This is a genomic window from Leisingera sp. ABM4_101, from assembly GCF_056158725.1.
Genome location: NZ_JBSWTV010000002.1, coordinates 2,059,736 through 2,080,156, shown reverse-complemented (window position 1 = coordinate 2,080,156; position 20,421 = coordinate 2,059,736). Strand labels below are relative to the sequence as shown.

At 65.5% G+C, this 20,421-nt stretch carries 20 protein-coding genes; 12 read left to right on the top strand and 8 right to left on the bottom strand.

The window, feature by feature from the left end; translation table 11 throughout:
* Position 1: 1 nt before the first annotated feature.
* The 3 genes from pgeF to ACXAEK_RS11155 all read left to right on the top strand — a co-directional run bounded on the left by pgeF (position 2) and on the right by ACXAEK_RS11155 (position 2,315).
* Positions 2–757: a peptidoglycan editing factor PgeF gene (pgeF, locus tag ACXAEK_RS11165; protein WP_475041947.1), complete on the top strand. Its 756-nt coding sequence runs from the start codon at positions 2–4 to the stop codon at positions 755–757.
* A 289-nt stretch (positions 758–1,046) separates the two neighbouring features.
* Positions 1,047–1,181, top strand: a complete 135-nt coding sequence (locus ACXAEK_RS11160) for a hypothetical protein (RefSeq protein WP_475041945.1) — start codon at positions 1,047–1,049, stop codon at positions 1,179–1,181.
* Between the two features lie 351 nt (positions 1,182–1,532).
* On the top strand, positions 1,533–2,315 hold the full coding sequence (locus tag ACXAEK_RS11155) for a Hint domain-containing protein (RefSeq protein WP_475041943.1): 783 nt from the start codon (positions 1,533–1,535) through the stop codon (positions 2,313–2,315).
* Between the two features lie 91 nt (positions 2,316–2,406).
* Here the strand turns inward: ACXAEK_RS11155 and ACXAEK_RS11150 are convergent, their stop codons facing one another.
* Entirely contained in the window at positions 2,407–2,907 is a 501-nt protein-coding gene (locus tag ACXAEK_RS11150; RefSeq protein WP_039129096.1) for an Lrp/AsnC family transcriptional regulator, read from the bottom strand.
* Positions 2,908–3,147: 240 nt separating this feature from the next.
* Here ACXAEK_RS11150 and trxB point away from each other — a divergent pair, with 240 nt between their 5' ends.
* From trxB to ACXAEK_RS11130, 4 genes are all read left to right on the top strand, one after another.
* On the top strand, positions 3,148–4,089 hold the full coding sequence (gene trxB / locus ACXAEK_RS11145) for a thioredoxin-disulfide reductase (protein ID WP_475041941.1): 942 nt from the start codon (positions 3,148–3,150) through the stop codon (positions 4,087–4,089).
* Between the two features lie 5 nt (positions 4,090–4,094).
* On the top strand, positions 4,095–4,427 hold the full coding sequence (locus ACXAEK_RS11140; RefSeq protein WP_475041939.1) for a ribonuclease E inhibitor RraB: 333 nt from the start codon (positions 4,095–4,097) through the stop codon (positions 4,425–4,427).
* An 88-nt stretch (positions 4,428–4,515) separates the two neighbouring features.
* The gene (locus ACXAEK_RS11135; protein WP_475041938.1) at positions 4,516–6,195 is read left to right on the top strand and encodes an adenylate/guanylate cyclase domain-containing protein; all 1,680 of its coding nucleotides are present in this window, start codon (positions 4,516–4,518) and stop codon (positions 6,193–6,195) included.
* A 235-nt stretch (positions 6,196–6,430) separates the two neighbouring features.
* Positions 6,431–8,506 carry a bifunctional sulfate adenylyltransferase/adenylylsulfate kinase gene (locus ACXAEK_RS11130; protein ID WP_475041936.1) on the top strand — a complete coding sequence of 692 codons (2,076 nt, stop codon included), beginning with the start codon at positions 6,431–6,433 and terminating at the stop codon, positions 8,504–8,506.
* 131 nt (positions 8,507–8,637) lie between these two features.
* Here the strand turns inward: ACXAEK_RS11130 and ACXAEK_RS11125 are convergent, their stop codons facing one another.
* The 5 genes from ACXAEK_RS11125 to ACXAEK_RS11105 form a co-directional block, all read right to left on the bottom strand.
* Entirely contained in the window at positions 8,638–9,849 is a 1,212-nt protein-coding gene (locus ACXAEK_RS11125) for a M10 family metallopeptidase (RefSeq protein ID WP_475041935.1), read from the bottom strand.
* Between the two features lie 350 nt (positions 9,850–10,199).
* Positions 10,200–11,450, bottom strand: coding sequence for a class I SAM-dependent methyltransferase (locus tag ACXAEK_RS11120; RefSeq protein WP_475041933.1), 1,251 nt, complete (start codon positions 11,448–11,450; stop codon positions 10,200–10,202).
* A gap of 133 nt (positions 11,451–11,583) precedes the next feature.
* Positions 11,584–12,468: a PhzF family phenazine biosynthesis protein gene (locus ACXAEK_RS11115; RefSeq protein WP_475041932.1), complete on the bottom strand. Its 885-nt coding sequence runs from the start codon at positions 12,466–12,468 to the stop codon at positions 11,584–11,586.
* A 131-nt stretch (positions 12,469–12,599) separates the two neighbouring features.
* Positions 12,600–12,824: a DUF1150 family protein gene (locus tag ACXAEK_RS11110; RefSeq protein WP_475041930.1), complete on the bottom strand. Its 225-nt coding sequence runs from the start codon at positions 12,822–12,824 to the stop codon at positions 12,600–12,602.
* A 5-nt stretch (positions 12,825–12,829) separates the two neighbouring features.
* A complete protein-coding gene (locus ACXAEK_RS11105) occupies positions 12,830–13,243 on the bottom strand; it encodes an Hsp20 family protein (protein WP_027258134.1) in 414 nt (137 codons plus the stop codon).
* A 180-nt stretch (positions 13,244–13,423) separates the two neighbouring features.
* Between ACXAEK_RS11105 and ACXAEK_RS11100 the strand changes: the two genes are divergently transcribed.
* Positions 13,424–13,648, top strand: coding sequence for a YdcH family protein (locus ACXAEK_RS11100; protein WP_475041929.1), 225 nt, complete (start codon positions 13,424–13,426; stop codon positions 13,646–13,648).
* 193 nt (positions 13,649–13,841) lie between these two features.
* On the opposite strand, the gene ACXAEK_RS11095 is transcribed toward ACXAEK_RS11100, so the two are convergent.
* Entirely contained in the window at positions 13,842–14,894 is a 1,053-nt protein-coding gene (locus ACXAEK_RS11095) for a helix-turn-helix domain-containing protein (protein WP_475041928.1), read from the bottom strand.
* 128 nt (positions 14,895–15,022) lie between these two features.
* Between ACXAEK_RS11095 and ACXAEK_RS11090 the strand changes: the two genes are divergently transcribed.
* Together ACXAEK_RS11090 and ACXAEK_RS11085 are read left to right on the top strand one after the other, a co-directional pair.
* Positions 15,023–15,301, top strand: coding sequence for a hypothetical protein (locus ACXAEK_RS11090; RefSeq protein WP_475041926.1), 279 nt, complete (start codon positions 15,023–15,025; stop codon positions 15,299–15,301).
* Complete coding sequence (locus tag ACXAEK_RS11085; RefSeq protein WP_475041925.1) at positions 15,208–16,047, top strand: alpha/beta hydrolase family protein; 840 nt, start codon at positions 15,208–15,210, stop codon at positions 16,045–16,047. Before ACXAEK_RS11090 ends, ACXAEK_RS11085 begins: the two co-directional genes overlap by 94 nt.
* Before the next feature lie 109 nt (positions 16,048–16,156).
* Here ACXAEK_RS11085 and ACXAEK_RS11080 read toward each other — a convergent pair whose 3' ends face one another.
* Positions 16,157–18,196 carry an oxidoreductase gene (locus ACXAEK_RS11080; RefSeq protein ID WP_475041924.1) on the bottom strand — a complete coding sequence of 680 codons (2,040 nt, stop codon included), beginning with the start codon at positions 18,194–18,196 and terminating at the stop codon, positions 16,157–16,159.
* A 238-nt stretch (positions 18,197–18,434) separates the two neighbouring features.
* Between ACXAEK_RS11080 and ACXAEK_RS11075 the strand changes: the two genes are divergently transcribed.
* Together ACXAEK_RS11075 and ACXAEK_RS11070 are read left to right on the top strand one after the other, a co-directional pair.
* Positions 18,435–19,718 (top strand): uracil-xanthine permease family protein, encoded by a 1,284-nt coding sequence (locus ACXAEK_RS11075; RefSeq protein WP_475041923.1) that lies wholly within the window; start codon positions 18,435–18,437, stop codon positions 19,716–19,718.
* Between the two features lie 209 nt (positions 19,719–19,927).
* Positions 19,928–20,419: a 2TM domain-containing protein gene (locus tag ACXAEK_RS11070; RefSeq protein WP_475041921.1), complete on the top strand. Its 492-nt coding sequence runs from the start codon at positions 19,928–19,930 to the stop codon at positions 20,417–20,419.
* Positions 20,420–20,421: the final 2 nt, after the last annotated feature.

Here is a 20,421-nt window from a genome sequence, read left to right as displayed (position 1 = left end):
AATGACGCTTGAAATTCTCACGTCCGATCTGCTTGGCCCGGTGCGGCACGGGTTTTTCACCCGCAAGGGCGGCGCCTCCTCTGGCATCTACCACGGCCTGAACTGCGGCCTTGGCTCGACCGACCAGCGCGAGGCAGTGCAGATCAACCGCAACCGTGTCGCCGCCGCGATGGAGGTGCCGCCGGAGCACCTCAGCGCCGTGCATCAGGTCCACAGCGCCGATGTGCAGGTGGTCACCGAACCCTCACCGGAACGCCCCCGGGCCGACGCGATGGTCACCAATGTGCCAGGGCTGGCGCTGTCGATCCTGACCGCCGACTGCCAGCCGGTGCTGTTCTGCGACCCGGAGGCCAGCGTCATCGGCGCCGCCCATGCGGGCTGGCGCGGCACCCTGGACGGGGTGCTTGAGGCCACGCTGGAAGCCATGGAGAGCCTCGGCGCCAGCCGCGAGAACACCGCCGCGGTGATCGGCCCCACCATCTCCCAGCGCGCCTATGAGGTCGGCCCCGAGTTCTTTGACGACTTCATGACGCAGGACGACGGCTACGCCCGCTTCTTTGCCAATGGCGAAGGCGACCGCTACCTGTTCGACCTGCCGGGCCTCGGCCTGCACAAACTGCGCCAGGCCGGCATCGGCGCCGCGGAGTGGAGCCGCCACTGCACCTATTCGGATGCGGAGAAATTCTTCTCCTACCGCCGTGCCACCCACGCAAAAGAAGCCGACTACGGCCGCCTGATCTCCTGTATCCGGCTTTAAGCCCCTGTTAACCAGCGCAATTGTGGCGGATTTTAATGAATTGCGCCGCAATCTGGGCTTTCCCCTGGGTCAACTCCACGGCGAAGTCAAAAAATCCCACTAAATAACAACGTCCTGCAGCGATTTACTCCCGGCAGCCCTGCACGGTTCCGCGGCCCGGAACCACCGGCAAAATGCCCCCTGCCGGTCACATTCGCGGCGCAATGATTACCCATGATCAGGTCAGAACATAACAAACAGCAGCAGCCCGGCGCAGGGCGCAGCTGCCGGGCGAAGGACAGACCAGACCATGAAGATGAACAAGCGTTTCATTGCCTCCATCATCCGCTCCGCCAAGAGCGAAACCGTGATCCTGCCGTGGACCGCCGCACGCCGCCGGGCCAGCCAGGCACAGGCTGAAGCACCAAAACGGAAACTGGGTTAACGCCGGGGACGGGTGCCCGGGCAGCGGCTTACCCCTGGCGCAGCAGCGCCAGCCCGGCCGGCCGCTGCCTGGGCATCTGACCGGGGTTCCAGGGGTTCTGCGCCCCTTCCGAACACATCCTGAGCCGCCCCGTCCGGGCAATTGCGGCCGTTGGCCCTGCATCCTGCCAGGGCCGCGCGCCCGGCTTCAGGCCCCGGATTCAGACCCGCCTTCTGTTAACCAGTTTGCCTCAGTTTTTTTGACAATTCGAATTAAATCCCGCCTTATCCATCGCATACATATCGTTCAAGCGCGTCTGTGTTGCCGGTGGGGGCCGATGCAAACGGGCAGTTTGAAAGGAGAGGTCCGCCGATGACCATTCCCCAGTCGCTGCAAAGGGCAGCTGCCAATGCTGTTGAAGCCAACGCCTTCCTGCAGGATCCGGCGGCGCTGCGCAGCGCCAGCAAGCCGCAGCTGCGGCGCTATGAGGTTGCCAGCCTGCTGCCCAGCGGCGCCATTTCCGAAACCCGCCATATCGCCCCGGCGCTGCCGCTGTTCGAGGATGCCTTCTGCGCCTTCTCCCGCGGTTCGCTGGTGGAAACCGCCCAAGGGCCGATCGCGGTTGAGGACCTGCTGCCCGGCGATGAGATCCTGACCAGCGACGGCGGCAGCCAGCCGCTGATCTGGGTCGGCCGCACCAGCCTGCTGCCGTCCCGCCCGGACAGCCGCGGCCGCAGCCACCGGCTGACCAGCTTTATGGCCGACAGCCTGGGCCTGCAGAAACCCGCCTCCAGCCTGGTGGTGGGCCCCGCCGCCCGCCTGTTGCGCACGCCGCCGCAAATGCAGGGCGCCGCGGACGGGCCGCTGCTGACGCCGGCCGCGGAATTCCAGGACGGGATGAGCATCTTTGAAACCGCGCCGCCAACGCCGGTGGACATGTACCACCTCTGCCTGCCGCGCCATGCGGTGATCACCGTGGGCGGCCTGGCGTTTGAGACCTACCACCCGGGCCCTGACGCGCTGAAGCTGGCCAGCTATGCAATCAAGACGCTGTTTTTGAACCTGTTTGCCCATACCGACAGCATCCAGGGCTTTGGCCCCCTGGCGCATCCCCGGGCAGACAGCGGCACGGCGCCTGGGCCTGCGATTTTGTAAGATTGTGCTAACCGGGCAGCGGCGGGCGGAAACGCCCGCCTTGCTATGGCACGATCACAGGATCGGCAGTTGCGCCCGCCACTGCCGGCGCTCAGGCCTCGCGGGCCAGCCGCTCTTCCAGCACCTCAAACGGCACACCCGGCTCATCCTTGGCGCCGCGGATCACCAATGAGGTTTTCACACTGGCCACATTCGGGGTGGTCAGCAGCTCACCGGTCAGGAAGCTTTGGAACGTGCTCAGGTCCGGCGACACGCATTTGAGGATGAAATCCACCTCGCCGTTCAGCATGTGGCACTCGCGCACCAACGGCCAGCTGCGGCATTTCTCCTCAAAGGCGCTCAACTCCACCTCGGCCTGGCTTTCCAGGCCCACCATGGCAAAAACCTGCACCTCAAACCCCAGCTCGCGGGAATTCACATCCGCGTGGTAGCCGTGAATCAGCCCGGCCTCCTCCAGTGCCCGCACCCGGCGCAAACAGGGCGGCGCGGAAATCCCAACCCGCTTGGCCAGCTCCACATTGGTCATCCGCCCATCGGCCTGAAGCTCCGACAGAATCTTGCGATCAATCGGATCAAGACGGGTTGTGACCATGCCGGAAACTCCTGTGATTTTTGCGTTTCTTATAGCACTGCCGCCGGGCCGCGCAATAATCTTTCATCGCCGCGCAATATTCTTTGCGCCGCAAGGGCGCAAGACGCAATGCGCAGATCGCGGGCAAATTTGCATCCCGCCGCATACCGGGCCTAGGGGGTTTAAGCCTGCGGGACCTGCCGCTATATGCATTGCCTGACGGCGGCACGCCCGCCAGGCTGCATTACGTGGGGAACACACATGAGCGAGACGCGCCACACCAAGGTTCTGATCATCGGCTCCGGGCCTGCCGGCTACACCGCGGGGGTCTACGCGGCCCGTGCCATGCTGGAACCCGTCCTGGTCCAGGGGATTGAGCCCGGCGGCCAGCTGACCACCACCACCGAGGTCGAGAACTACCCCGGCTTCACCGAGGTGCAGGGCCCCGACCTGATGATCAAGATGCAGGAGCACGCCCAGGCGATGGGCTGCGAAGTGATCGGCGACTACATCACCTCGCTTGACACCTCCGCCCGCCCCTTTGTGGCCAAGGCCGACAGCGGCACCACCTTCACCGCTGACGCGGTGATCCTGGCGACTGGCGCACGCGCCAAATGGCTGGGCCTGGAATCGGAAGAGAAGTTCAAGGGCTTCGGCGTCTCCGCCTGCGCCACCTGCGACGGCTTCTTCTACCGCGGCCAGGAGATCGTGGTGATCGGCGGCGGCAACACCGCTGTGGAAGAGGCGCTGTTCCTCACCAACTTCGCCTCCAAGGTGACCCTGATCCACCGCCGCGACGAGCTGCGTGCGGAAAAGATCCTGCAGGACCGCCTGATGAAGAACGAAAAGATCGAGACGCTGTGGTTCCACACCCTGGAAGAAGTTGTCGGCACCGACAACCCGCTGGGGGTTGAGGGCGTCGTGGTCAAGAACGTGCAGACCGGCGAAGTTAAGGAAATCCCCTGCAAGGGTGTCTTTGTCGCCATCGGCCACGCGCCGGCCAACGAGCTGGTCAAGGACGTGCTGGAGCTGCACAACGGCGGCTACGTCAAGGTCAAGCCCGGCTCCACCGAGACTTCGATCCCCGGCATCTATGCCGCGGGCGACCTCACCGACCATAAGTACCGCCAGGCGGTCACCTCGGCCGGCATGGGCTGCATGGCGGCGCTGGATGCGGAACGCTTCCTGGCAGAGCAGGAGTAAACCTGATGCCGCATGATTTCGAAACCCAGCGGGCTGAAACTGTTGCGGCATTCAACGACCTGCAGGCCAAGCACGGCCTGCCTGAGGTGGCGGACGTGGATTACTTCTTCGTCCCCGCCCGCGACGGCGCCGACTGGCGCCCGCTGGCTGAGGAACTGAGCAAGGAAGGCTATTCCTGCGAGTTCTTCGTGGCCGAAGGGCAAGACCCGCCTTATCTGAGCGCCACCCTGCCGGAGCAGATCATCTCTGCCACCGGTATCTGGATCGGCGAGGAGCTGGCCACCCGCGCCGCCCTCTCCCACGGATTTGCACCCGACGGCTGGGGGCTGGAGAGCTGATCCCCCCCGCCCCGCCTGCAGCCGGCCATTGACCCGGGCCGCGCTGCCCCGCAGTCTGCACCCCAAAACCGCGAACAGGAGAACCGGGGTGGCAAGCGCGCTCTGGCAAGGCAACTGGATCACCCGCACCCGGATCATCACCGGGCTGGTGCTGCTGACCTTCGCCTTCTTTCATTTCCTCAATATCGGCCTCGGCCTGATCTCCCCCCAGTGGATGGACGAATTCCAGGACGCCCGCCAGGTGATCACCCGCAGTTTCCTGGGCAGCCTTATCCTGGGCACCTCGCTGCTCCTGCACGCAGGGCTTGCGCTGTGGAACCTGGCCCGCCGCCGCACCCTGAGGATGCGCTGGGGCGAGGCGCTGCAGACCGTGCTCGCCCTGCTGATCCCGCTGCAGCTCATCGCGCATCTGGTCTTCACCCGCTACTCGCACGAGGTCTACGGCACCAATGACGAGATGCCCTACCAGATCATCCTGATGTGGGCCTCGCCCGAGGTCTGGCAGCAAAGCCTCCTTTTGCTGGCGGTCTGGATCCACGGCTGCATGGGTCTGCACTACTGGCTGCGGCTCACCCGCTGGTGGCGCCCGCTGATCCCCTGGATGACCGGTGTCGCCGTCTTCATCCCCGGCTTCGCCTTTGCCGGCCTGTTGACAGAGGGCCGCCGCATCTACGGCCTGTTTGTCGAAGGCACCGAGCGCGCCGCGCTGATGGAGGATTTCAACTGGCCCAGCCGCGAGGCCTTTGCAGAGATGTTTGCGGTCGAACAGCTCTGGCTTTCGATCTTTTATGCCCTGCTGGGCCTCACTGCCGCCGCCTACCTGCTGCGCAAGCTGATCCGCCGCCGCCGCGCTGTCACCATCCGCTATGCCTTCGGCCCCGAAATCCGCGCCGAACGCGGCATGACGCTGTTGGAAATGTCGCGCGCGGGCGGCGTTCAGCATACCTCGCTTTGCGGCGGCAAGGGCCGCTGCACCACCTGCCGCGTGGTGGTGGACGAGGGCGGCGAGCATCTGCCGCCGCCAGAACCGCCCGAGGCCCGCAGCCTGGAACGCGTCAAGGCGCCCGCCAACATGCGGCTGGCCTGCCAGATCCGCCCGCAGGCGCCGCTGACCGTGACCCGTCTTTTCCGTTCCGACGGCCAAATGGGCCGCGCCCACGCCAGCCAAGGCAGCGAGCAGCAGCTGGCTATCCTGTTCCTCGACATGCGCGGCTTCACCGCCCGCACCGCGGCCCAGCTGCCCTACGACGTGGTGTTCCTGCTGAACCGCTTCTTCGACGCCATCGTGCCCGCCATCACCGGGGCCGGCGGCACGGTGGACAAATACCTCGGCGACGGCCTGCTGGCCCTGTTCGAGGCCCCCTCCCCCGCCCTCTCCGCCCGTGCCGCGCTGGAGGCTGCCGCCGCCGCCGGCGCTGCGCTGCAGGACTTCAATGCCCAGCTGGCCAGGGACGGCGAGCCGGAAATCCGCATCGGCATCGGTATCCACCTGGGAGAGCTGGTGCTGGGCGAGATCGGCAGCGCAGGCCACGCGCCCCGCACCATCATCGGCGGCAGCGTTAACACCGCCAGCCGCCTGGAGGCCAAGACCAAGGAACTGGGCGTCGAGCTGCTGATCTCCGCCCGCGTGCTGGAGGCCGCAGGCTATGATTCGGGCCATCTGCCGCTCGAAACCTTCCAGTTGCGCGGCGTCTCCCGCCCGCTGGCCGCCCTGCCAGTCGAACACGCCGCCGCCCTGCCGCGCACCCTGGCCGGAGAACAGCGTTAGGCGATCTGGCTGCCGCGCAAAACACCTGTTTCCCCCGCCGCCCATACCGCACGCCGCCCATCCGGCCCGGCACGCAGCAGGAGAACAAGCCGCCCCGCCACCCGCACCCGTTGCAACACGGCAACGCAGCAGAAAATCGCCAATTCAAACCAGTTTGCTCTTTGCATTGCAGCCGAACCATGCAATGCGTTCACGCGTGAACACACTTTTGACCTGCTGACTGGCCTGCTGACCCGTGACCGAAACCCTGACTGCATCCACCCCGGACGGCGAAGACCTGCTCTTCCGGCTCCTGCGCCAGCTTGATGCGGCGCCGGATGCATCGCAGCGGGCCACCGCCGCGGCCCTGGGGATTTCGCTCGGGCGGCTCAACACTCAGCTGCGGCTGGCCGCAGACAGCGGCCTGATCACCATCAGCAGCCGCCCCGGCCCCGACAAACGCCAGCGGTTCGCCTACTCGCTGACCACCCGCGGCGCCGCGGAGAAAATGCGTCTCACCGATCAATTCCTCGCCCGCAAGCTCGCAGAATACAACGCGCTGCACGCGGAACTCACCGGCACCGCCAGCGGCCTGCCGCCCCTCAAACACAGGACCCATCCAATGCAAAGCAACCTGGCTCCGATCCCTGAGCTCTATGTCTCCTACGAAAGCGCCCAGAAACTTAAGGTCGAAGCGGCCGATCTGGTCAGCCACGACCTGACCCCGCGCCAGATCTGCGACCTGGAACTCTTGATGAACGGCGGCTTCAACCCGCTCAAGGGCTTCCTGTCCGAGGAAGACTACAACGGCGTCGTTGAAAACATGCGCCTGGCCGACGGCACCCTGTGGCCGATGCCGATCACCCTGGACGTCTCCGAAGATTTCGCAGGCTCGCTGGAAATCGGCCAGGACATTGCCCTGCGCGACCAGGAAGGCGTGATCCTCGCCACCATGACCGTGACCGACCGCTGGGAGCCGAACAAATCCCGCGAGGCCGAAAAGGTCTTTGGCGCCGATGACGACGCCCACCCGGCGGTGAACTACCTGCACAACAGCGCAGGCAAGATCTACCTGGGCGGCCCTGTCACCGGCATCCAGCAGCCCGTCCACTATGATTTTCGCGGCCGCCGCGACACCCCGAACGAGCTGCGCGCCTATTTCCGCAAGCTGGGCTGGCGCAAGATCGTCGCCTTCCAGACCCGCAACCCGCTGCACCGCGCCCACCAGGAGCTGACCTTCCGCGCCGCCCGCGAAGCCGAAGCCAACCTGCTGATCCACCCGGTGGTCGGCATGACCAAGCCGGGCGATGTCGACCACTTCACCCGCGTGCGCTGCTACGAGGCGGTGCTGGACAAATACCCGGCCGCCACCACCACCATGTCCCTGTTGAACCTGGCGATGCGCATGGCCGGCCCGCGCGAGGCGGTCTGGCACGGCCTGATCCGCAAGAATCACGGCTGCACCCATTTCATCGTCGGCCGCGACCATGCAGGCCCGGGCAAAAACTCCGCAGGCGAAGACTTCTACGGCCCTTACGACGCGCAGGAGCTGTTCCGCGCCCATGAGGACGAAATCGGCCTCAAGATGGTCGACTTCAAGCACATGGTCTATGTGCAGGAGCGCGCCCAGTACGAGCCCAACGACGAGATCGCCGACAAGGATAACGTCACCATCCTGAACATCTCCGGCACCGAACTGCGCCGCCGCCTGGCCGAGGGCCTGGAGATCCCGGAATGGTTCTCCTTCCCCGAGGTGGTCGCCGAGCTGCGCAAGACCAAGCCGCCGCGCTCCAAGCAGGGCTTCACCGTGTTCTTCACCGGCTTCTCCGGCTCCGGCAAGTCCACCATTGCAAACGCTCTGATGGTCAAGCTGATGGAAATGGGCGGCCGCCCGGTGACCCTGCTGGACGGTGACATCGTGCGTAAGAACCTGTCGTCTGAGCTGGGCTTCTCGAAAGAGCACCGCGACCTCAACATCCGCCGCATCGGCTATGTCGCGTCCGAGATCACCAAGAACGGCGGCATCGCCATCTGCGCCCCGATCGCGCCTTATGCCACCACCCGCCGCGCCGTGCGCGAGGACGTGGAACAGTTCGGCGCCTTTGTCGAAGTGCATGTCGCCACCTCGATCGAGGAATGCGAGCGCCGCGACCGCAAGGGCCTGTACAAACTGGCCCGCGAAGGCAAGATCAAGGAGTTCACCGGCATCTCCGACCCCTACGACGTGCCGCAGAACGCCGAGCTGGTGGTTGAGACCGAGAACGTCGACGTCGACAACTGCGCCCACCAGGTTCTGCTGAAGCTGGAAAGCATGGGCCTGATCACGGGCTGATCCGGACGGCAAAGTAAAACAAGGACGGCCCGCCATTGGCGGGCCGTTTTTTTACTTTGTTGCGCGAGCCTTTTGCGCATTTCCCACACGCCTTGCCAGTCAGAATAGCCGCCGCAACCCACCTGTGAAGCTCAGAACAGAAAGTTGTCAGCGTCCATCATCTCAGCCAGGCTGGTGTCCCGGATCAGCATATCCGCGCCGGCTGCTTTGATCACAACATTTTGCCCCGCTTTCCTGAACCCCAGGCCGTCAAAGTCCAGCCCAGTGCCGCTTAAGTCGATCCGGTCCTGCCCGATTCGGAAATCCTGCACCACATCCCGGCCCTTTGACTGCGAGAACACAAAAACGTCCGCCCCTTTGCCGCCGGTCAGCTTGTCCTTGCCGCCCCCGCCGTCCAGCCGGTCTGCACCGCCGCCGCCATCCAGCCGGTCCCGGCCATCGCCGCCGGACAGAAAGTCGCGGCCACCGTCACCATTCAGGCGATCGCCGTCACTGCCGCCGTAGAGCGTGTCCGCCCCCTTGCCGCCAAAAATCCGATCCCGCCCGCCGCCACCCAGAACCTGATCCGCACCGCCAGCAGCGCGGATAATGTTGTCGTGATGCGCACCGTCAATGGCGTCCCCCCGGCGCGTGCCTTCGATCTCAAGAGCAGACTTCCTTACGCTCCAGAACGCCTCAAGCGATGCGTCGCTGTTCCCGTACAGATAGGTCAGCGCCTCAACATCCGCCCAGCCCAGGCTGACTGCCGCAGCCGACCGGTTGTAAGCCATCACGGTCACTGACCCATTATTGCTTGCAGCCGGTATCAGCGGCTCCCCCTCAAATGGATGCTTGAACCCCAGTGCATGACCGATTTCGTGCAGAAGAATGGAATACCCCCGGACACCGGGTGCCAAAGATCCATCGCTGCCAGCAAAAAATCCGGCATGCATAAAAATATCCCCTCCCCATCCGTCATGTTCACTGTGCTGCACGCCCTCGCTGCTGAAGACCGCATCAGAGATCCAGGGAAGGTAGCCGAAACCACTTACCTGCCCCCCAACCGCGTTTGTGTACCCAGTCAGATCAACCATCGAAAAGCGGATATCCCCGACCGCGCTGTCCGGCACTTCGACAAAGGTGATCCCTGCCACCGCTTCCCAAGTGTCCAGCGCAGCGCGTACGTGTGCTTTTTGCGTATCGGAATAGGCCGTATAGCCAGTGTATCCGCCCTCAGCATAGTCCGCCTCCTCAGTGGCAAAACTATAGCTGATCACAACCGGCGTGCCTGGCTCCGCGTGCCCATTCCAACGGTTGTCCGGTGCGGTGCCGATCAATGATTGAGCTTCTGCTGAAAGCGCCATCTCAAACCCCATAAAATAAATTGCAGCAGCCGGGGCAGAGGCCCTGGCGTTTCTTATGAATCAGAACCTCACCTTAAGAATTAGGCAGCTCAAATCAACACCCGCATAACGGGCAAAACTAGAATAGCTGGCGAAATCTGCAAAGCATCGCTACCAGCCAAAGCGGCAGGCGTGTGGCAAACCCGCCGTGCTGCGCATCAGCACCAACCCCTTGACCGGCAGCCCCGCCCGCCAAGCCTGCTGAAGCTTCACAGCACGGATCTCTGAGCCTGACGGCAGCCAGGAACGGATGCGGCGCGCCGGAAAAAAGAGCCGGAATTACCTTAAAATTCCAGCGCCAGCAGTCCGGGTTAGTGCAAAGATGGCATCTGCGGTGCCGCCCCTGCCTCTGCCGGGGTCCAGACCGCCTCTGCCGGTGTTTCCGCGTCCGGCAACGCCGCTGCCCCGCCGCGGCCGCGCAGATCGCCGCCGCCGCTCCAGGCCGGCGTCATCCACAGGGCAGCGGTGCCCGCAGCCTCAGCCGCCTGCGGCTGCAGCCCCTGCACCGCGAGGCTCAGATGCTCCGTATCATGCTGGGCGGTGACGCGCAGACGGTCCCCCGCCGCCGCAGCCGCCGGCTGGTTCATCAGGAAGGCCGTGCGCCCCCAATGGCCGCCGGACTGCAGCCCGTTGGACACTCTGATGCCCGGTGCCAGCTCCATCGTGAAGCTCACCAGCACCGCATGAACAGCGCCCGCCGCGGCACAGGCCAGATCCTGCACAGCCCGCCCCGGGGTCAGCTCCGGCCGGGTGAAATCAAACCGGAACAGCTCTGCGGCCGGCCCCAGCGGCCGCATCCGGCAGGCGTCCAGATCGTTGGGCGTCAGCTGCGCCACCCGGGCAAAGCGGTGAAACGCACTCAGATCAAATCCTTCCGCCTCCTGCGGCCGCCACTGGTTCAGCAGGTCAGCGCTTTCTACTAGTTCCGCCAGCAGCCTGCCCGTTTCCGGCACCGCCCGCGCGCCCGGCTTGGCCAGCGCCGCCATCGCATGGGTCAGCGTCGCCAGCGCTCCCTCGCCCAGCAGCACCGTGTCGACGATCTCCGAGATCACCACATCCGCCGGCTCCGGCATGTCCTGCCCGATCACAATCTCATGCGACCATTTGGGGATCACCGTGATCCGGCTGCTCAGCCCGTTTGCGGCAATCACCCGCTCCGCGGCCTGCGCAATCAGCGGCTGCTGCTCGCAGGTATAGACATGTTTGGCACCCGCCCGCGCCGCCAGCATCGCCGTCAGCCCGGCGCCGCAGCCGATATCCAGCACCACATCGCCCGGGCGCACCTTGGCGGCAATCGCTTTGGCATAGGCCCGGTTGCGCGCGGTATCCGCCAGCATCGGGAAATGCCAGCGCGGCACAAAAGCCTGATGCAGCCGCTCCTGCAGCAGCTGCGCCTGGTGATGGCAGGGATCTTTCTCCAGCGCCGCCGCAAGCAGCTCTGCCGTCCGCAGGCCGCCATCGGCCAGGGATTGGGATTTTGCCTGCAGGACAAGCTGCTCCGCCTCCAGGCCAGCAGTATGAGACAGGTCTTGCGCGGGATCAGAGGTCTGATTTTGAAGCAATTCTTACTTTCCCTTATTTTCCGAAAATGCGGTTTACCGGTATATTCACGGACCGCTTCTAAAATTCGGTAAAGGAAAGCCCTGCAAAAACGCCGCCAGGGCGGCCTGTGCCAGCCGCCGCCCCGCTCCCCGGCTACAGCGCGCCCGGCAAGTCCACCGTGCCGCGCATCAGCACAAAACCCTCGCCGGCAACCCGCACGCCTTCTATGGCGTCCGGCGCGCCAACCCGCGCCACCCGCGCCTGGCCCGGGCGGCCCAGCCCATGGCCCTGCTCCGCGGTGAATTCCGCCTTCGCCATCAGGCCATGCTTCCACAGGTAAGAGGCCATTGCCCCGGTGGCCGACCCGGTAAAGGGATCCTCCGGCGGGCTCGGCGGCGCCATCAGCAGGCGCGAGAACGTGTCACCCGCCGCCGTCGCACCCTCCAGCGTGACCAGGAACGGTTCCATCATGTCGATGCCATCGGCGCCCAGCGACTGGCCCAGACGCTCCAGCGCTGCCAGGTTCAGCACTGCCGCCTCCAGCGCCGCACGGTCGCGCAAAACGGTCACGCAAAACGGCAGCCCGGTGGACACCTTCTGCGGCTGCCCCACGATCGCCTCCGCCGGCAGCGACACCGCGGCCGCCACCAGTTCCCGGTCGGCAAAAGGACCGAACTCCGGCGCCACCTGGGTCATCTCGATCAGATCGCCGTCCAGCCGCACCGGCACGATCCCGGCGCCTGTTTCCAGGGTGATGCTTTCGCCCTGAAACAACCCCCGGTCCCGCATCGCCGCCACCGTGGCGATGGTCGGATGGCCGGCAAAGGGAATTTCGCGGCTGGCCAGGAAATAGCGCACCTTGACGTCCGCAACCTCAGACGGGCCGGTAAAAGTGCATTCCACCAGCGAAGTCTCCCGCACGTAAGCAGTGCAGACCGCTTCCGGCAGATGCGCAGCCCCATGCACCACGGCACAGCCGTTGCCGCCGAACGCGCGGTCCGAGAACGCGTCCACCCAGTCGAAATCATAGCGCGCCATTTGCATCTCCCGGCATTGAAAGCATCAAAAAAGGCGGGCCCGTGCCCGCCTTCCCAATACTGGCCGCCGCCAGCGCAGTGTCAATGCGCTGGCCTGCAAGGCGGCGGCGTTCTGGACTTAGGGCCAGGCCCTTAATGCACCGGCACCGGCGTCATGTCGTTCTGCCGCGCCAGCACAAAGGCCAGGCGCCGGTCCGCAACCAGCGCCAGCTGGCCGCCCTCGGCATCGTGAACTGCATAAAGCTGCTCATAGCCGTCCGCGCTTTGCTGCACGTCCTCGGGAAGATCTGCCACCGCGACCGCCTTCACATAGACGGTCCGGTCAGCGCCATCCTTGAAGTCAAACGGTGTATGCATTGCTCTTACCCCTTTTTGATGCTGATTGTCTGAACCACGGTTTCGGGCCGCGCACGGGTAAGATCCACATGCAAAAGCCCGTTTTCCATCACCGCCTCACCCACTTCGACGCCGTCGGCCAGCACGAACATGCGCTGGAACTGGCGCGCCGCGATGCCGCGGTGCAGGAACACCCGCCCCTCGCTGTCGTCGCGCTGGCGGCCGCGGATCACCAGCTGGCGGTCTTCGACGGTGATCGCCAGGTCCTCTTCGGCGAAACCGGCCACAGCCAGGGTGATGCGGTAGGAATGGTCTGATGTCTGTTCGATATTATAGGGGGGATAGCCCTCATTGCCCGACTTGGCCGAGCGTTCCAGGAGGCGTTCCAGCTGCTCGAACCCCAGCATATGCGGGTAGGAGCCCAAGGTTAGTTTCGACACGTTGTACGTCCTTTTGCCAAAGCGACGGATGCGCGCGGCCCCGGTCCCGGCAGCCGCTTCCAGAAGAATATGGGAAGTTCCTGCTGGATTCACAAGAGCATGTGCCCATAGGTCTAGCGGAAAAGCCGTTAACGAAGTATCTTCACCCTCACTTCATTCATCAGCCTGATTGAGTTGCCCATGAATGCACCCACTGATGTGTCGATGAAGACCGATGAGGTCCTGAAGGTTGAGCTGGAGGTTTTCCGCAGGCAGCACCGTGATCTGGACGAAGCGATTGGCGCGCTGGAAGAGCGCGGCACCGCCGACCAGCTGACCATCCGCCGCCTGAAGAAGCAAAAGCTCATCCTAAAGGACAAGATCGCCTTGATCGAAGACCGGCTGACGCCGGATATCATCGCCTGACACGGTAACCAGTTCCGGCACCGGACCGTTCCGGCACGCCGCCCGCTGCCAAAGCTGCAGCGGCCCCAGCTGCAGAAAGCAGCGTTTCACAAGTTCCCCGGGCACTCCCGCCCCTCCTCCGCGCAGGCCAGCTGCGCCGGACGGCGTTGGGCGTGGCAGCGCGCCTTGCGGCGCGCTGCGGGCCGGCACGCGGTCAGCCGCGGCTGGCGCCCTGCCCCGCGCGGGTTTTGCGGTATCCGGCCGGCGTCAGCCCATAGACCCGCTGGAACTCGCGGTAGAAATTGGACCGCGACAGGAAGCCTGACCGGGCGGCAATCTCCGTCACGCTGCCGCCGCTGCCCGCCAGCAGCTCTGCGGCATGGGTCAGGCGGAACCCGTTCACATATTGCGAGACATTTTTGCCCTGGGTCCGGTTCACCGCCGCCGACAGCTCCCGCGCGGGGACGTGCAGACGGCGGGCCAGCCGCTGCACGGACAGGTCTGGATCCAAATACAGCTGCTCCTTCAGCAGCAACTGCCGCAGCCGCGCTTCTGTTGCCGCAGCCGCCTCATCGCCGGGCGTTGCGGCTGCCAGCGGCCGCTGCCGCGCCGCAAACACCGCGGGCAGCACGCACAGCGCAGCCAGCAGCATGATCAGCAGCGGCACCGTCCCCGCCGCGATCAGCGCCGGAACATGAGCACCGCCGAACAGCGCAAAATCGGCGGCAATCGCGGTGTCGAGCAGCAGCACAAAGACCAAAAGCCCAATCGCCCGCAGCATCCACCGGTGCAACGGGGCCGCGCGGTCCAGCCGCGCCTGCGCCAGCGCGTCAGGCCCCTTGCGCCACAGCCGGGCCAGGGCTGCGGCATAGGCCAGATAGCTGGCGCTGATCAGCCAATCCAAATACCGAAGGTCCGCAACCAGCAGCCAAAACAGGGCCAGCGCCGCAGCTGGCCCTGCCAGATGCAAGGCCGCCCGGCGTTGCAAAGACCACTCCCCCGGCGCCAGCGCTGCAAAGCCAAGGTACAGCAGTGGCCCGAAATACACCGGCAGGATGCGCTGCAGCGGGATCAGGCTGCTGATGCCGTAGCCGAACCGCAAGCCGACCAGCAGCGCGGACAGCGCGCACAGACCGAAAAAGGCGGCAAACAGCAGATTCGCCCGGCGGCAGCCAAGCTCCGCCCGCCAGATCAGCACCGCCAGCGCGCAGCACAGGGCCGCGGTCATCACCGGCAGCGGAAATGAAAGCACTGCGCCGCTGTCCATCTGTCCTCTATCCCTGCTGTCCTGTCCTGCATCAGGTTTCAGGACAGCTATAAGCCGCTGAGGCCATTGCTGCAATTACGCGCACCGCCCAGGGTCAGAGGTATCGGAAACACACCCCGGAGACCCTCATGAAATCTCTTCTTTTTGCCCTGGCCTTCATCTGCACCGCCACCGCCGCCACGGCGCAAGCCTACCTGCCCGGCCTGCAGGACCTGAAGATCCCCGCCACCGAAGACCACCGCCCGCTGGAAGGCCTGCTGTGGTACCCCGCAACAGGCGCGGCCCCGCTCACCCCGCTCTATGACAGCAAGGTTTGGGAAGCGCCGCTGGCAGCGCGGGACGCAGCGCCGGCCCCGGCCCGTTCCCGCTGGCGGTGCTGTCGCATGGCCTGTACGGCAACGCCCTGAACCAGGCCTGGCTGGCGGAGGCGCTGGCCCGGCAGGGCTTTGCCGTGGCGGCCATCAGCCATCCCGGCACCTCCACCTGGTCGCGCGAGCCCGCGCTCAGCCGCCAGCTGTGGCAGCGCCCGCGCGATATCTCCCGCGTTATTGACCACCTGCTGACCGCGCCGGAGCTGGCCGGCCTTGCCGACCCGGACCGCATCTATATGGCCGGGCACTCGCTGGGCGGCTTCACTGCGGCGCTGCTGGCAGGGGCGCGCTATGATGCAGAGAGGGTTGCGCAAATCTGCAGCCAGCTGCCGGAAGAACTGGTCTGCGGCGTCCTGAAAGGCTGGAAGATCGCTGAAACGCCTGAGGACCGCGCCCGCATGGAGGCGGATCTGTCCGATCCCCGGATCAAGGGTTTTGCCCTGTTCGACCTGGGCGGCACCCAGAGTTTTAACAAGGACAGCCTGGCCCGGATCACCCGCCCGATGCTGGTCTACGGCGCGCCAATCATGAACTCCGGCCTGACACTGGACATCGAATCCCGGGCACTGGCCCAGGCCCTGCCCGGCAGCAGCCTGCGCTACATCGAACCGCAGACGCTCTCGCATTTCGATTTTCTGGGCGTCTGCACTCCCGACGGTGAGGCCATCCTGGCAGCCGAAGAACCCGGCGACGAGATCATCTGCCGCGGCGGCGGGGCGGAGCGGGCAGCCAAGCACAGGCAGATCATCACGGAAGTTGCAGCCTTCTTCCGCGGCAACTGAACCACCAGCCGGGTCTCCCGCCCCCTGGCCGTGCAGCAAAGCTGCGCGGCCGAGGCGTTGGGCCTGGCAGCGCGCCTTGCGGCGCGCTGCGGGTCCGCTGTGCCGCAGGTTACAGATCCTTGCAGAGCCGCAGCGCGTCATAGACGGCGGCATGGATATTGCGCCCCGCCACCGCATCGCCCGCGCGGGCCAGCCAGTATTTCCCTGCCGGGTTCACCTCCGCAAAGGGGCTCCGGCCCGCAATCATCTCCTGATGATCCAGCTGCCCTAGGTTGCGCGATCCGGGCTTCAGCGCGTGATACAGGTCCTCAGCCGGCACCACCCCATGTTCCGAGACCACGTGATCCACGGTCCTTTCCTGCACCTCTCCGGTCAGCACATGACGCAGAGTGATGCATTTGCGGTTGCCCTCGGCAGCCACAGACACCGGTTCCAGCAAGCTCTCGAACACCACCCCCTGCCGCGCCAGATCGCGCAGGACCACGGCTGAATTGGTCGGCCCCAGATCATGCCCCGCCATCCGGTCCGGCGTTGCCAGCGTGACGCTGCAACCTGCGCGCGCCATCACATCCGCTGCCACCAGCGCCGCGTGGTCGCCGACCTCGTCCAGCAGCAGCACCTCACCCGCGACCCGCGCCTCACCGCCCAGCACCTCCCAGCTGGAGGTGATCAGATGCCCGCCGGGAATGTCCAAACCTTCCGGCCAGCCGCCAGTGGCCACGATCACCGCATCCGGGTTTTCCGCCAGCACATCTCCCGCCTCAGCGTAAGAATTGAGACGCACGTCCACACCCAGCCGTTCAACCTCCGAGATCAGCCAGTCCGCAACACCCCAGATCTGCCGCCGGGTCATGCCCTTGGCCGCCAGCGCAATCTGGCCGCCCAGGCGCCCGCTGGCCTCAAACAGCACCACCTGATGACCGCGCTCCGCCGCCACCCGCGCGGCCTCCAGCCCCGCCGGGCCGCCGCCGATCACCACTACTTTGCGCCGCACCTCTGCGGGCGCGATCACATGCGGCATCACCGCCTCGCGCCCCGTCGCCGCGTTATGGCCGCAGACCGCGGGCTTGCCCTGATTGACCCGGTCGACGCAATAGCCCAGCGCCACGCAGGGGCGGATGCGCTCCTCCTCCCCCTGCCGCAGCTTCTGCACCAGATAGGGATCGGCCATATGCGTCCGGGTCATGCCGATCATATCCGCCTGCCCCTCGCGGATGGCATGGCGGGCCGTGGCGATATCCGCCACCCCGCCTGCATGGAACACCGGCAGATCCACCGCCGCGCGGATTGCGCCTGCCACATTCAGATCCGGCGCCGCGGGCATCCCCATCGGCGCCACCCAGCCGGCCAGCCCCAGATCATCATAAGGCGCGCCCGCCAGCACGTTCAGGAAATCCACCGCGCCCGTCGCGGCTATCTTCTGCGCCGCCTCAATGCACTCGGCAGCACTGAGCCCGCCCTCCGCCAGCTCATCCCCGGTGACCCGCATCCCCAGGATCAGATCCGGCCCCACCGCCGCGCGCACCGCCTCCAGGACCTGCAGCGTCAGCCGTAACCGGTTGTCGAGCGAGCCACCGTAATCATCCTCCCGGCAGTTCACCAGGGGCGACAGGAACTGCCCCAAGAGATGCGAGTGCGACAACAGCTCAATCCCGTCAAAGCCACCCTCCCGGCAGCGTTCTGCCGCAGCCGCGAAATCCTTGATAACGCGGGAGATATCTTCCATCTCCATCACCTTGGGAAACGCCCGGTGCGCCCGCTCCCGCCGCCCTGACGGCCCCAGCACCGGCAGCCAATGGCCGTCGTCCCAGGCGGTGCGCCGCCCCATATGGGTGATCTGGCACATCACCGCCGCGCCATGCTTGCGCACCCCGTCCGTCAGCCGCTGGAACCACGGGATGATGCTGTCATCGCCTGCATAAAGCTGCCCGAACACAGACGGGCTGTCCGGCGCGATATTGGTCGAGCCGCCAATCATCGTCAGCGCAATGCCGCCCCGCGCCTTCTCCTCGTGATAGAGGCGATAGCGGTCGCGCGGATGCCCCCCTTCCTGGAACGAGGGCGCATGGGCCGTGCTCATGATCCGGTTGCGCAGGGTCAGATGGCCCAGCTGCAGGGGCTGGAGGAGCGGATCGGTTTGCTGGGTCATGGGAAGGCTTTCCGGGCATAATTTCCCCGCCAGCACAGCCGCCCGCCCCCCGCTTGGCTTGCAGAAAACCGGCATCTGCCTCCCCCTGTTGCGACACCCTGCCCACAGGCACAGAAAACGCGCCCTGACCGGATGGTCAAAGGAGGCTTTTCCGTTTAGGAGCACTGCAATTTTGCCCGCGGCGCCGGCAGCTGCCTGCCCCGGGCCGGAATGCAGACCAACGATACGAGCGAGAAGAATGACCGCCACAAGCGACCACACTGACGCGCCTGCCGCCCAGAGCGCCGACTACAAATTCACTCCGAAACAGGCCCTTATCGGCGCCCAGATGCTGTTTGTCGCCTTTGGTGCGTTGGTACTGGTGCCGCTCTTGACCGGCCTCGACCCCAGCGTGGCGCTGTTCACCGCAGGGCTTGGCACGCTGATCTTCCAGATCGTGACCCGCGGCCAGGTGCCGGTGTTCCTGGCCTCCTCCTTCGCCTTCATCGCGCCGATCATCTACGGCGTGCAGACCTGGGGCATGGCCGCCACCACCGGCGGCCTCGCTGCTGCGGGCCTGCTTTACGTGGCGCTCTCCTTCGCCATCCGCGCCTTTGGCTCCGGTTTCCTGCACCGGCTGCTGCCGCCCGTGGTGGTCGGCCCCGTGATCATGGTGATCGGCCTGTCGCTGGCGCCGGTGGCGGTCAACATGGCCACCGGCCTGGCGGGCGATACCCAGATCATGCCGCGCAATACCGCCCTGCTGCTGGCCGCCATCGCACTTGGCACCACCATGCTGACCGCCATCCTGGGCCGCGGCATCATGCGCATCGTGCCGATCCTGGCAGGCGTCGCCGCAGGCTATATCGCCGCCCTGGTGATCGGCGCCGTGACCGGCGAGAGCCTGATCAGCACCGCCGCCATCGCAGACGCCCCCTGGTTCAAGATCCCCGGCTTTGTCGCGCCCGAGTTCAACCTCGCCGCCATTCTGTTCGTCCTGCCGGTCGCCATCGCCCCCGCGATTGAACATTTCGGCGACATCCTGGCGATCTCCAACGTGACCAAGCGCGACTACATGGAAAAGCCCGGCATCCAGAACACCATGCTGGGCGACGGCCTCGCCACCACCGCCGCGGGCCTTTTGGGCGGGCCGCCCAACACCACCTATTCCGAGGTCACCGGCGCCGTCACCCTGACCCGCGCCTTCAACCCGGCGATCATGACCTGGGCGGCGCTCTTTGCCATCGCGCTCTCTTTCGTGGGCAAGCTCTCAGGTGCGCTCTCGACCATCCCGATGCCGGTGATGGGCGGCATCATGATCCTCTTGTTCGGCATGGTCACCGTAGTTGGCCTGTCGGTGCTGGCAAAACTGGGCGAGGCCCTGTCCGAGGCGCGCAACATGGTGATTATCTCCACCGTGCTGATCATCGGCCTCGGCGGCCTCACGCTGCAATTCGGCGAAGGCTTCACCCTGGCAGGCATCGGCCTGTCGGGTGTTGCAGGCCTGGTCTTGAACCTGATCCTGCCGCAGCAGCGGGATTGATCACGAACCAGAGCGGAGCCGCCAGACCGGCGGCTCCGATTGCCTCTTCCCCCTTTGCCCCCTGCCGGCTGCCCTGCCATCGGCGCCCCAGCCGGAACCAGCCAGGATCACCCATGCCGCGTTATTGTCGGGCGCGTGTCAGGGAAGTGTCGTGGCCGGATCTTCGCTCCGGCGACACTGTCAGCATGTGAACAGCAGGATTACTTACAGTGATTGTCAGAAAGCTACGCCTCGAAAAAGGCCTGTCCCAGGAGCAGCTTGCCGGCATGGCAGGCATCAGCACCCGCACGCTGCAGCGTATCGAACGCGGCGCCAAGGCCAGCCCTGAAACCCTGAAGTGCATTGCCGCTGTTCTGGAAACGGAGTTCTCCAGTCTTCGAAAGGAACAGGACATGCAGACCACCCCAGCAGCAGCCGCGCCGGAACTGAGCCACGAGGAACAGGACGCCATGCAATACGTGCGCGACATCCGCGCCTTTTACACCCATGCCATCCAATACGCTGTGGTGATGGCCGGCCTCCTGGTGCTGAACCTGCTGACCAGCCCCGGGTATTTCTGGGTTGTCTGGCCCGCGCTCGGCTGGGGCATCGGCCTCGCCACGCACGGGCTCAGCGTCTATGAGGTGGTCGATCTGTTCGGCCAGGACTGGGAAAAGCGGCAGATCGCACGGCGCCTGAAATCCCGCCGCGGCCAGGGCTGAGC

Bases quoted from the DNA above. Each gene is read 5' to 3' on its own strand.
- pgeF (WP_475041947.1), top strand. From the start codon at position 2: ATGACGCTTGAAATTCTCACGTCCGATCTGCTTGGCCCGGTGCGGCAC.
- ACXAEK_RS11160 (WP_475041945.1), top strand. From the start codon at position 1,047: ATGAAGATGAACAAGCGTTTCATTGCCTCCATCATCCGCTCCGCCAAG.
- ACXAEK_RS11155 (WP_475041943.1), top strand. From the start codon at position 1,533: ATGACCATTCCCCAGTCGCTGCAAAGGGCAGCTGCCAATGCTGTTGAA.
- ACXAEK_RS11150 (WP_039129096.1), bottom strand. From the start codon at position 2,907: ATGGTCACAACCCGTCTTGATCCGATTGATCGCAAGATTCTGTCGGAG.
- trxB (WP_475041941.1), top strand. From the start codon at position 3,148: ATGAGCGAGACGCGCCACACCAAGGTTCTGATCATCGGCTCCGGGCCT.
- ACXAEK_RS11140 (WP_475041939.1), top strand. From the start codon at position 4,095: ATGCCGCATGATTTCGAAACCCAGCGGGCTGAAACTGTTGCGGCATTC.
- ACXAEK_RS11125 (WP_475041935.1), bottom strand. From the start codon at position 9,849: ATGGCGCTTTCAGCAGAAGCTCAATCATTGATCGGCACCGCACCGGAC.
- ACXAEK_RS11115 (WP_475041932.1), bottom strand. From the start codon at position 12,468: ATGGCGCGCTATGATTTCGACTGGGTGGACGCGTTCTCGGACCGCGCG.
- ACXAEK_RS11110 (WP_475041930.1), bottom strand. From the start codon at position 12,824: ATGCATACACCGTTTGACTTCAAGGATGGCGCTGACCGGACCGTCTAT.
- ACXAEK_RS11100 (WP_475041929.1), top strand. From the start codon at position 13,424: ATGAATGCACCCACTGATGTGTCGATGAAGACCGATGAGGTCCTGAAG.
- ACXAEK_RS11095 (WP_475041928.1), bottom strand. From the start codon at position 14,894: ATGGACAGCGGCGCAGTGCTTTCATTTCCGCTGCCGGTGATGACCGCG.
- ACXAEK_RS11090 (WP_475041926.1), top strand. From the start codon at position 15,023: ATGAAATCTCTTCTTTTTGCCCTGGCCTTCATCTGCACCGCCACCGCC.
- ACXAEK_RS11080 (WP_475041924.1), bottom strand. From the start codon at position 18,196: ATGACCCAGCAAACCGATCCGCTCCTCCAGCCCCTGCAGCTGGGCCAT.
- ACXAEK_RS11075 (WP_475041923.1), top strand. From the start codon at position 18,435: ATGACCGCCACAAGCGACCACACTGACGCGCCTGCCGCCCAGAGCGCC.